We start from the raw sequence: 12,112 nt of genomic DNA on the forward strand, positions 1-12,112 counted from the left end.
TATAAGCTCATCTAACTATTTAGGTATATAAAATTCAACTAGTTCTGCATTGCTTCCTCTATTATATAAGAAATATGTTGCGTGCTCATTATTATCTGTACTTCATCTTAAACTTTGGTAGAAGCGAGGAAGTAATTTAACATTCAGTGAAGGATGTGCCCCCCACAATGATTAGATTTTCACTTTTTCATATTTTCTCCGGAATTTTTGACAATCTCTTGAACTGTGCGAAATGTCACATCTGTATTTTACAACCTCTCTTATAGTAAGGGTATGTAAGAGAGACGTATTAGAGGAGTGAACATTATGAAGAAGAAACCTTCAGCACTAATGAGACGTTTAAAATATTTTTCACCAATAGATCGTTATAACGATAATCATACACAAGAAACATATGAAGATCGTGAATGGGAAAATGTGTACAGAAAGCGTTGGCAACATGATAAAGTAATCCGTTCTACACACGGTGTGAACTGTACTGGTTCTTGTAGCTGGAACATTTATGTGAAAGATGGAATTGTAACATGGGAAGGACAAGAGCTTAACTATCCAACAACAGGTCCTGATATGCCTGACTTTGAACCACGAGGATGTCCGCGTGGAGCGAGTTTTTCTTGGTACATTTATAGTCCACTTCGTGTGAAATATCCATATGTACGTGGTGTTCTTTGGAATATGTGGCAAGAGGAATTACAAAATCATAAATCACCACTAGATGCTTGGAAAAGCATTGTGGAAAACCCTGAAAAAGCACGTGCTTATAAGCAGGCGCGTGGTAAAGGGGGATTCATTCGCGCGAATTGGGATGAAGTATTACAACTCGTTTCTGCTTCATTACTCTATACAGTAATTAAATATGGTCCAGACCGAAATGTTGGTTTCTCACCAATTCCAGCTATGTCGATGTTAAGTCATGCAGCTGGTAGCCGTTTTATGCAACTTATGGGTGGGCCAATGCTTAGTTTCTATGATTGGTACGCTGATTTACCACCAGCTTCTCCGCAAATTTGGGGCGATCAAACAGATGTACCAGAAAGTAGTGACTGGTATAACTCTGGCTACATTATGACATGGGGTTCAAATGTACCGATGACGAGAACACCAGATGCCCACTTTTTAGCAGAAGTTCGTTATAAAGGAACGAAAGTCGTTTCTGTAAGTCCTGACTTCGCTGAGTCTACAAAGTTTGCTGATGATTGGATTAGTGTGAAGCAAGGTACAGACGGTGCACTTGCGATGGCAATGGGGCACGTGATCTTACAAGAATTCTACGTAAATAATCAAGTGGAATACTTCACAAAGTATGCGAAGCAATATACTGATTTTCCTTTCTTCGTCACATTGAAACAAAAAGGAGATCAATTCGTTGCTGATCGTTTCTTAAATGCTTCTGATATTGGACGCGAAACGAAATTAGGAGAATGGAAACCTGTGCTTTGGAACGAGAACACGAATGATTTTGCAACACCTCATGGCACAATGGGGTCACGTTGGGATAACGAAAAGAAATGGAACTTACGTTTAGAAGATGAACAAACAGGTGAAAAGATTGAACCACGTCTTTCTTTACTTGGAATGGAAGATAGTGTTGGAACGGTGCAAATTCCGTACTTCTCTGATGATGGAAATACAATATTAGAACGTACAATTCCAGTGAAAAAAGTTATGACAGAAGAAGGCGAAGTGTTCGTTACAACTGTATATGACTTAACGTTAGCGAATTACGGTGTAAACCGAGGACTTGGTGGGCAAGAACCGAAAGACTTCAATGATGATGTGCCGTTTACACCTGCATGGCAAGAGAAAATGACAGGAGTAAAACGAGAGCTTATTATTCAAATCGCTCGTGAGTTCGCACAAAATGCTGTTGATACAAATGGTCGTTCGATGATTATTGTCGGGGCCGGTATTAACCATTGGTTTAACTCTGATACGATTTATCGTGCAGTTCTAAATCTTGTTCTTCTCGTTGGAGCACAAGGTGTAAACGGCGGCGGTTGGGCACATTATGTTGGTCAAGAAAAATTACGACCAGCAGAAGGATGGCAAACAATTGCGATGGCAAAAGATTGGCAAGGGCCACCGAAATTACAAAACGGTACATCTTTCTTCTATTTTGTAACAGATCAATGGCGTTATGAAGATACACCTGTAGGACATTTAGCATCACCAGTTGAGGGCAACTCCCGTTATCAACATCACGGTGATTACAACGTATTAGCAGCACGACTTGGCTGGTTACCTTCATATCCAACATTCGAGAAGAATGGGATTGAATTATATAAAGAAGCTGTTGCTTCTGGTGCAACAACGCAAGAAGAAATCGGAAAATACGTTGCGCAAAAACTAAAAGAAAAAGAACTGAAATTTGCAATTGAAGATCCAGATAATAAAAACAACTTCCCGCGCAACTTATTCGTATGGCGTGCAAACTTAATTTCAAGTTCCGGTAAAGGTCACGAATATTTCTTAAAACATTTATTAGGTACAACAAATGGATTAATGAATGACGATAGTGATTCATTACGACCAGAAGAAATTAAGTGGCATGAAGAAGCACCTGAAGGGAAGTTAGATTTACTCATTAATTTAGATTTCCGTATGGCTGGAACAGCGCTTTATTCTGATATCGTCTTACCTGCTTCAACTTGGTATGAAAAACACGATTTAAGCAGTACAGATATGCATCCATTTGTGCATCCATTTAATCCAGCAATCGGTTCACCGTGGGAAGCACGCTCTGACTGGGATATTTTCACCTCTCTTTCTAAAGCTGTGTCAGATTTAGCGAAGAAAATCGATCTTGAACCAATGAAAGAAGTCGTTGCAACACCACTTCTGCACGATACGCCGCAAGAATTAGCGCAACCACTTGGCAAGATTAAAGACTGGAGTAAAGGTGAGTGTGAACCGATCCCAGGTAAAACAATGCCGCAAATTCATGTTGTCGAAAGGGATTATAAAACGATTTATGACAAAATGACAGCGCTTGGACCAAATGCTGGAAAACAACCGATTGGTACGAAAGGGATTTCTTGGTCTGCAGAAACAGAATATGAGCAATTAAAGAGTCGCTTAGGAGTTGTTCGAACGGATTCCATTGCGAAAGGGTGCCCAGACATAAAAGAAGCAATAAATGCTGCCGAGGCGGTATTAACACTTTCTTCTACAACAAACGGTCATATGGCTGTAAAAGCATGGGAAGCACTTGAAAAACAAACCGATTTAAAACTGCGTGATTTAGCAGAAGAACGTGAAGAAGAATGCTTCACATTTGAACAAATTACAGCACAGCCTAAAACAGTAATTACTTCTCCGGCCTTTACGGGTTCTGAAAAAGGTGGACGCCGTTACTCGCCATTTACAACAAATGTTGAACGTCTTATCCCTTGGAGAACGATAACTGGTCGACAATCTTTCTACTTAGATCATGACATGATGAAAGAATTTGGTGAAACGATGGCAACATTTAAACCAATTCTGCAACATAAACCGTTCCGCAAATCACGACCTGAAGTAGAAGGGAAAGAGATTACACTAAACTATTTAACACCGCATAATAAGTGGTCGATTCATAGTATGTATTTCGATTCATTACCGATGTTAACGCTGTTTAGAGGTGGTCCAACTGTTTGGATGAATAAAGAGGATGCTGCTGAAGCTGGCGTTGCTGATAATGATTGGATCGAGTGCTTTAACCGTAACGGTGTTGTTGTAGCGCGTGCTGTTGTAACGCACCGTATACCGAGAGGAATGGCATTTATGCACCATGCGCAAGATCGCCACATTAACGTACCTGGTACGAAATTAACAAGTAACCGCGGAGGAACCCATAATAGTCCAACTCGAATTCACGTTAAACCGACACATATGATTGGTGGATACGGCCAATTAAGCTATGGATTTAACTATTATGGTCCGACTGGGAATCAACGCGACTTAAACGTTGTAATTCGCAAACTGAAGGAGGTAGATTGGCTTGAAGATTAAAGCACAAGTCGGAATGGTAATGAACCTAGATAAATGCATCGGCTGCCATACTTGTAGCGTAACATGCAAAAACACCTGGACAAATCGTCCAGGTGCTGAATATATGTATTTCAATAACGTAGAAACGAAACCTGGAATTGGTTATCCGAAACAATGGGAAGATCAGGAGAAATACAAAGGCGGCTGGGAATTGAAAAATGGTGAAATTCAGCTGAAATCCGGTTCGAAAATGAAGCGTCTTATGAATATTTTCCACAATCCAGATCAACCAACAATTGATGATTACTTTGAACCTTGGAACTATGATTATGAAACATTAACAAATAGCCCACAGCGTAAGCATCAACCAGTTGCTCGTCCGAAATCAGCAATTACAGGCGAATTTATCGACAAAATTGAATGGGGTCCAAACTGGGAAGATGATTTAGCAGGCGGACATATTACAGGATTACAAGATCCAAACGTAAAGAAAATGGAAGAAGAAATTAAAACGGATTTTGAAAATGTCTTTATGATGTATTTACCACGCATATGCGAACATTGTATGAATCCATCTTGCGTATCGTCTTGTCCATCTGGTGCGATGTATAAACGTGAAGAAGATGGGATTGTTCTTGTGGATCAAAATGCATGTCGTGCATGGAGATTTTGTGTATCATCTTGTCCGTATAAAAAAGTGTATTTTAACTGGCAAACAAATAAAGCTGAAAAATGCACAATGTGTTTCCCTCGTATTGAAGCTGGTATGCCAACAATTTGTTCTGAAACATGTGTAGGACGTATTCGATATATTGGAGTAATGCTATATGACGCTGACAAAGTAAAAGAAGCGGCTTCTGTTGAAAATGAAAAAGATTTATATGAATCTCAGCTTACTGTTTTCCTAGATCCAAATGATCCAGAAGTAGCAGCTGAAGCAAAAAAACAAGGCATTCCTGAAGAATGGATGAAAGCGGCACAAGAGTCACCAATCTATAAAATGATTATCGATTGGAAAATTGCTCTTCCTCTTCATCCAGAATACCGTACAATGCCAATGGTTTGGTATATCCCACCGCTTAGCCCAATTATGAATATGGTGGAAGGAAAAGGTAGTAACTGGCAAACAGAAGAGATTTTCCCTGCTATTGATAATATGCGTATTCCAATTCAATATTTAGCGAATTTACTCACTGCAGGAGATGAATCACATATTCGTCTTACATTGAAAAAAATGGCTGTCATGCGAACACATATGAGAGCATTGCAAATTAATAAAGAACCAAATGAAGCTGTATTAAAAGAACTTGGTTTAACGAAAGAAGATGTAGAAGATATGTATCGTCTTCTTGCTATCGCGAAATATAAAGATCGCTTCGTCATCCCGACGTCTCACCGCGAACAAGTTGCAGATTTATATAGTGAACAAGGAAGCTGTGGTCTTTCCTTCGCGGGTGGCCCAGGCTCTTGTACGACAATTTCATAAATAAAGGGGGCAGAAAATTATGAAACAAAGTTTACAAACTGCTTTTTCTTGTTCTTCTTTTCTTCTTTCCTACCCGGAACTTGGGTGGGGAGAAGCTTTAACTGAATTACAAGAAGAGATTGAAGCAATTGAACAGGAAGATGTTAAAGCATCACTTACAGCATTTATAAAACAAGCACTGGATAAAACGAACGATCAATTAATTGATTCTTACGTATATACATTCGACTTTGGTAAAAAGACAAATATGTATTTAACTTATATGAACACTGGTGAACAAAGAGAAAGAGGTATTGAATTATTAGAGTTAAAACAGCATTATAAAAAATCTGGTTTTAGCGTAACAGATAAAGAACTCCCTGATTATTTACCGCTTTTGCTTGAGTTTTTTGCAAATGCAAATGAGCAAGATAGTGAACCAATCATGAGCAAATACAAGGAGAATATACAAGCATTGCACGGGCAGTTAAAAGAAGCAGACTGTATGTACGAACCAATTCTTGCAGCCGTACTCCTAGCTATCGACGCCTGGGGAGTACAAATGAATTAGAAAGGAGAGTTGTCAAAATGATGGATCAATTTCTATGGGTGTTATTTCCCTATATCATTTTTGCAATCTTTATCGGTGGACATATTTTCAGATACAACTATGATCAATTTGGATGGACATCAAAATCTAGTGAACTATTAGAGAAGAAAATGCTCCGAATCGGAAGTCTATTATTCCACTTTGGGATAATGTTTGTAATTGGCGGTCATGTTATGGGGATATTAATTCCAGAGTCCGTATACCGCTCAATAGGGATTTCTGAGCATATGTACCATATAGTTGCAATTAGTTTCGGACTTCCGGCAGGTGTTGCTTCTATCATCGGTTTAATTATATTAACGTATCGCCGTTTAACAGTAAAACGCATCATTGCAACGAGTACAAAGGGAGATTATATTGCGCTTATTTTATTACTTATTGTAATGCTGGCAGGACTTTCCTCAACGTTTTTAAATATCGACTCAAAAGGGTTTGATTACCGTACAACGATCGGTCCTTGGTTCCGAAGTCTATTTATTTTCCAACCGAAAGTTGAATATATGATGGAAGTACCTGTATGGTTTAAAATTCATATTATTGCAGGGATGGGGCTTTTCGCAGTATGGCCATTTACAAGACTTGTACATGTATTTAGTGCCCCAATTAAATATTTAAGCCGTAGTTATGTAATTTACAGAAGACGTATTCCTAATGAATTGAAAAAATAATTTTGTTATATATGTTTAGTAATTTATAAGGAAAGCCGAGGTCTAATTGGAGGCCTTGGCTTTCCTTATAGGTGCGAGTAACTGTATGTGTGAAGTAGCTAAATATGAAAAAAAGAGTAGCATCTAAATAAGATGCTACTCAATGCTACAAACAGAGGCAGAGCAATCTTCACAAGCAATTTCACATTTTAAAAATTGTAAATCATGAATTGTAATCTTTCCTTTATAAATGGAAATCGTACCTTGTTTTTTTAAATCATTTAACATTCGATTTACACTTTCACGCGAAGTTGCACAGAAATTTGCAAGTTCTTGATTTGTTAATGGTAAATCGATGAGAATTCCATTTTCTTTTAAGACACCATAACTATTTGTCATTCGAATGAGAGTAGAATATAGGGCACCTTTTTTGCCATGTAATACTAAATCTCGGAATTTCGTTTGCATTCTTCTTAAATGTTCACTAATCCATTTCATAAATTCAAATACAAGAGCGGGCTTTTGGAGTAATGCTTTTTCTAAGGCTTCACGCTTTATAACTCCTACTTCAACATCTTCAAGGCATTTTGAATTTAATAAATACTTCGCATTGTCCGTGAACAATGTTAATTCGCCAATAATGTCGTATTCTGAACAAATACGAAGTGTTAATTCTTGCCCGTCAGCACTTAGTTTACTAATTTGTACTTTTCCGGAGTGGATGATATAGAGTTCTGTTGCTTCCATACCTTCTTGAAAAATAAAACTTCCTTTTTTAATTTGCATTTTATATTCAACAGATGCAAGTAATTCTTTTAAATCTTGAGATAATGTCATACTGTTTGCCACAGCGATCACCTTTCTTCTTATAAGCAATACATTTCCTATTTTGAGTGTAAGTATGATGAAAATGCAAGAGCTATTTTTAAAAAAAAAGTAAAATTTCAATGACCGTAAGGGAAAACAGCATTAAATTTTAAAAAAGCTACTTGTAGTAAGGAATTATATAACTCTAAGTTTTTTATTTTGAAAAAGAGAATGAGGCTAGAGATGTGAACAAAATTCGAACGGATTTGTGAAGAATTTTTGAATGGGGAAAGTAATGTGAGAAAAGTCACATTGAATATGTAGCTTCTTTTTTATAATGAAGGCAAATAAAAAATTTGAAAGCTTACTAAGGATTTGAGTAGAAAAGAAGGGATATAGATGCACGAGAAGATGAGAGATTCTTTAGAACGGCCACTTCAAGATTTACGTATTTCAGTTATTGACCGTTGTAATTTTAGGTGCACGTACTGTATGCCGGCGGAAGTGTTCGGACCTGATTACGCCTTTTTACAGGAAGAGTTTTTATTAACGTTCGATGAAATAGAAAGATTAGCGAGATTATTTATAAGTATGGGAGCCCATAAAATTAGGCTTACTGGCGGTGAACCATTATTGCGTAAAGACTTACCGAAGTTAATTGCAAGGCTTGCAAAGCTAGAAGGTTTAACTGATATTGGACTCACAACAAACGGTATTCATTTAGCAAAACAAGCGAAGGCATTAAAAGAAGCGGGATTAAAACGTGTAAATATTAGTTTAGATGCGATAGAGGATCATGTCTTCCAAAAAATTAATGGACGAAATGTAAGTACAAAACCTGTATTGAAAGGAATTGAAGCAGCAAAGGCAGCTGGATTAGAAGTAAAGGTAAATATGGTCGTAAAAAAAGGGATGAATGATAGTCAAATTCTTCTTATGGCTCGTTATTTTAAAGAACAAGAAATTCAGCTTCGTTTTATCGAGTTTATGGATGTGGGCAGTACGAACGGTTGGAACTTTGAACAAGTTATTACGAAGGAACAATTAATAGAGAAAATTAATCGTGTATATCCGATTGAGCCCGTTAACCCTCGTTACTTTGGAGAAGTAGCAAAATTGTATCGATATGTAGGGAGCGATGCAGAAGTTGGATTTATTACTTCTGTTTCTGAGTCATTTTGTTCTTCTTGTACGAGAGCACGTATTTCGGCAGACGGTAAGTTTTTTACGTGCTTATTCGCAACCCAAGGAACGGACTTACGAACGCTTCTTCGAGAAAATATTTCCGATGCATCACTATTAAAAATTCTACAACATACATGGGAGTCTAGAAAAGATCAGTATTCAGATGAACGAACGGCAGAAAGTACAAAAAAACGTCCAAAAGTTGAAATGTCTTATATTGGTGGATAACGAAAGGAGGATTCCGCATGGGAGAGCGTTATTCAAGGCAAGTATTGTTTTCTGGAATTGGTGAAATGGGACAAGGAAAAATAAGAGAAAAACATGTGCTCCTAATTGGTGCGGGTGCGCTAGGAGCTGCAAATGCGGAAGCGCTCGTTAGGATGGGAATTGGGAAATTGACAATTGCTGACCGCGATTACGTCGAATGGAGTAATTTACAGCGGCAGCAGTTATATACAGAAGAAGATGCGCAGCAGTGTAAACCAAAAGCAATTGCATCGGCAGAACATTTAAGAAAGATTAATTCTGAAGTAGAAATTGTGCCTGTTGTAACGGATGTTACAATGCAAGAAATGGAAGAGTTAACAAAAGAAGTGGATCTCATATTAGATGCGACTGATAATTTTGATACGCGACTACTTATAAATGATATTTCACAAAAAGAAAATATACCTTGGATATACGGTGGATGCATTGGAGGTTACGGTGTAACGTATACAATTCTTCCAGGGGAAACACCGTGTTTTCGCTGCTTAATGGATCATCCTATGGGTGGTGCAACATGTGATACAGCAGGAATCATTCAGCCAGCTGTACAAATGGTCGTTGCTCACCAAGTGACAGAAGCGATGAAAATATTGGTGGATGATTTTCAGTCGTTGCGAGGAACAATGTTATCATTTGATATTTGGAACAATCAATATCTCTCATTAAAAGTAAATAGGCAGAAAAAAAGTACATGTCCATCTTGTGGAAATGTACGCACGTACCCAAGTTTAGCATTTGAATCACAGATGAAAACTGAAGTGTTATGCGGGCGGAATACCGTTCAAATCCGTCCAGGAATAGAGAAAACTCTTAATTTAGAAGAAATTCAAAATCGCTTACAAAAAAGTGTGAATGTCCAAAAAACTCCGTATTTACTATCGTTTCTAATTGATGAATATCGTTTTGTTTTATTTACAGACGGTAGGGCATTTATTCATGGGACAAATGATATGAAAATAGCAAAACGATTATACGCAAAATATATAGGATGAACAGAAAGAAAGTTTCTCCTTATCAAAATGAGGTGAAAAAAGAATGGTAGAAAAACGTATACCAATTCCAGTGGCAGAAGCAGTCGCACGTGTAATGGAGTACGCTCATCGAGGTGAAACTGAAAAGGTTTCACTTATAGAAAGCTATGGAAGAATTCTTGGAGAAGATGTTGTTGCGGATCATGATGTCCCGCATTTTGATCGCTCTCCATACGACGGTTTTGCGATTCGAGCGGAAGATACAAAAGAAGCAAGTAGCAGTAATCCGATTCAGTTCGAAGTTATTGGTGAAATTGGGGCTGGTTTTGTTTTTACAAAAGAGGTGAAAGCATTTCAAGCTGTACGTATTATGACAGGAGCCGCAATTCCAGTGGGCTGTGATGCCGTTGTTATGTTAGAGCTAACGGAAGGGTTTGAAGAAAACGAAAAAACATATATGAAGTTAAAACGCCCTTTCGCCTCTGGTGATAACATTTCTTTTAAAGGAGAAGATGTAAAACAAAACGCCCTACTTGTGAAAAAAGGGACTGCTATTAATCCTGGAGTAGCAGCGCTTCTTGCTACATTTGGTTATAGTTCAGTAAATGTTGTAAGACAGCCGGTTATTGGGATCGTAACAACAGGAAGTGAACTTTTGGAAGTACAAGAGCAACTGAAACAAGGGAAGATTCGAAATAGTAACTCCTATATGATAGCCGCTCAAGTTGAACGAGCAGGTGGAATTGTACGGTATTATGGACAATTCGTTGACGATTTAGAGACGTGTTATAACACTGTAAAAAAGGCGATGAAAGAAGTTGATATTTTAATTACAACTGGTGGTGTTTCAGTAGGAGACTACGATTATTTACCTGCTATTTATGAGAGATTACAAGCTAATGTACTTTTCAATAAAATAGCGATGCGACCAGGAAGTGTGACAACTGTAGCTGAGCTAGAAGGAAAACTATTATTTGGTCTATCTGGTAATCCTTCTGCTTGTTATGTCGGATGTGAATTATATGTTCGACCAGTCATTCAAACATATTTGCATAGGAAAGATCCGCATGTATATCGTGCAGAAGCAATTTTACAAAAAGACTTTCCGAAAGCAAACCCATTTACTCGTTTTGTAAGAGGAAAAGTGGAAATTGTAGATGGTCAATTGCAAGTTATACCAGTTGGTTTAGATAAATCTAGTGCAATTTCTTCACTTGCGGATGCGAATGCATGTATCGTTTTACCGGGAGGAACGAGAGGATTTGAAGCAGGAATAACTGTTTCTGTACTGTTATTAGAATCAAACGTAGGAAGCGAGTGGCCATGGGAAGAACCACTTCGATCATACAAATAGTAGAAAAATAGATTGATGGATTTTCCACAGATTAGGATCCCATTTAATGATCTATGTAAAAAATGTTTTAGACAAAGATAAGAGGTGCAAGATGACACATACGTATTATGAAGTAATTGATACACCTATTTCAATTGAAGATGTTACAAGTAAAGTAATTCGGCGTGAGTGTGGTGCTGTTACTACTTTTATTGGTACTGTCAGAGAATTTACGAAAGGACGTCGTACGCTATATTTAGAGTATGTGGCTTATAAGAATATGGCGGAAAAACAGCTCGAGAAAATTGGTATCGAAGTAGAAGAGAAGTGGCCTGGGACATATGTGGCAATTACACATCGCATTGGTACATTGCAAATTTCTGATCTTGCCGTTGTTGTCGCCGTTTCTACACCACATCGGAAAGCAGCTTATGAGGCGAATGAATATATTATGGAACGTATTAAACAAATTGTTCCGATTTGGAAAAAGGAGTTTTGGGAAGATGGTGAGTCATGGATAGGTGATCAGTTAGAGAAAGTAGCATATGTAAATGGTGAGCCTGAAAAGGAGATGAGAAGATGATTGATGTACTATTATTTGCAAATTTGCAAGAAGAAGCAAGTAAGTCAACGTTGCAAATAGATTGTGAAAATATTACGGTTGCTGAGGTAAAAGATATTCTTATAAAGAAATACAACGTAGTAATTTCAAACGAAATTATGGTCGCTATAAATGAAGAATATGCAAATGAAGACGACATAATTCAAACTGGTGATGTTGTAGCAATGATTCCGCCAGTAAGTGGTGGTTGATTCTTTTCAGTCTAATCATGTTAGTACGTGATTAGACTGGAGGGA

General features: G+C 37.7%; 10 protein-coding genes. 9 read left to right on the forward strand and 1 reads right to left on the reverse strand.

Going from position 1 to position 12,112, the window contains the following annotated elements:
* Positions 1-306: 306 nt before the first annotated feature.
* The 4 genes from MR109_RS13150 to narI are packed head-to-tail and all read left to right on the forward strand — an operon-like array spanning position 307 to position 6,712.
* Positions 307-3,990 carry a nitrate reductase subunit alpha gene (locus MR109_RS13150; protein WP_242272310.1) on the forward strand — a complete coding sequence of 1,228 codons (3,684 nt, stop codon included), beginning with the start codon at positions 307-309 and terminating at the stop codon, positions 3,988-3,990.
* On the forward strand, positions 3,980-5,455 hold the full coding sequence (gene narH, locus MR109_RS13155; RefSeq protein ID WP_242272311.1) for a nitrate reductase subunit beta: 1,476 nt from the start codon (positions 3,980-3,982) through the stop codon (positions 5,453-5,455). Before MR109_RS13150 ends, narH begins: the two co-directional genes overlap by 11 nt.
* Positions 5,456-5,474: 19 nt before the next feature.
* On the forward strand, positions 5,475-6,005 hold the full coding sequence (gene narJ / locus MR109_RS13160) for a nitrate reductase molybdenum cofactor assembly chaperone (protein WP_025151139.1): 531 nt from the start codon (positions 5,475-5,477) through the stop codon (positions 6,003-6,005).
* A 17-nt stretch (positions 6,006-6,022) separates the two neighbouring features.
* Positions 6,023-6,712: a respiratory nitrate reductase subunit gamma gene (gene narI / locus MR109_RS13165; RefSeq protein WP_025151138.1), complete on the forward strand. Its 690-nt coding sequence runs from the start codon at positions 6,023-6,025 to the stop codon at positions 6,710-6,712.
* Positions 6,713-6,847: 135 nt separating this feature from the next.
* Here narI and MR109_RS13170 read toward each other — a convergent pair whose 3' ends face one another.
* Positions 6,848-7,540, reverse strand: a complete 693-nt coding sequence (locus tag MR109_RS13170) for a Crp/Fnr family transcriptional regulator (RefSeq protein WP_002171619.1) — start codon at positions 7,538-7,540, stop codon at positions 6,848-6,850.
* Positions 7,541-7,897: 357 nt separating this feature from the next.
* On the opposite strand from MR109_RS13170, the gene moaA reads away from it, so the two are divergent.
* The 5 genes from moaA (at position 7,898) to moaD (ending at position 12,067) form a co-directional block, all read left to right on the forward strand.
* On the forward strand, positions 7,898-8,911 hold the full coding sequence (gene moaA / locus MR109_RS13175) for a GTP 3',8-cyclase MoaA (RefSeq protein WP_242272313.1): 1,014 nt from the start codon (positions 7,898-7,900) through the stop codon (positions 8,909-8,911).
* 17 nt (positions 8,912-8,928) lie between these two features.
* Positions 8,929-9,942 carry a molybdopterin-synthase adenylyltransferase MoeB gene (locus tag MR109_RS13180; protein WP_242272315.1) on the forward strand — a complete coding sequence of 338 codons (1,014 nt, stop codon included), beginning with the start codon at positions 8,929-8,931 and terminating at the stop codon, positions 9,940-9,942.
* Positions 9,943-9,985: 43 nt separating this feature from the next.
* Positions 9,986-11,275, forward strand: a complete 1,290-nt coding sequence (locus MR109_RS13185; protein WP_242272316.1) for a molybdopterin molybdotransferase MoeA — start codon at positions 9,986-9,988, stop codon at positions 11,273-11,275.
* Between the two features lie 91 nt (positions 11,276-11,366).
* Entirely contained in the window at positions 11,367-11,837 is a 471-nt protein-coding gene (locus MR109_RS13190) for a molybdenum cofactor biosynthesis protein MoaE (protein ID WP_002171623.1), read from the forward strand.
* On the forward strand, positions 11,834-12,067 hold the full coding sequence (gene moaD / locus MR109_RS13195; protein ID WP_098474640.1) for a molybdopterin converting factor subunit 1: 234 nt from the start codon (positions 11,834-11,836) through the stop codon (positions 12,065-12,067). The genes MR109_RS13190 and moaD overlap by 4 nt, the downstream gene beginning before the upstream one ends.
* Positions 12,068-12,112: the final 45 nt, after the last annotated feature.

This window comes from Bacillus cereus group sp. BfR-BA-01310, assembly GCF_022664325.1.
GTDB classification, from domain to species: domain Bacteria; phylum Bacillota; class Bacilli; order Bacillales; family Bacillaceae_G; genus Bacillus_A; species Bacillus_A paramycoides.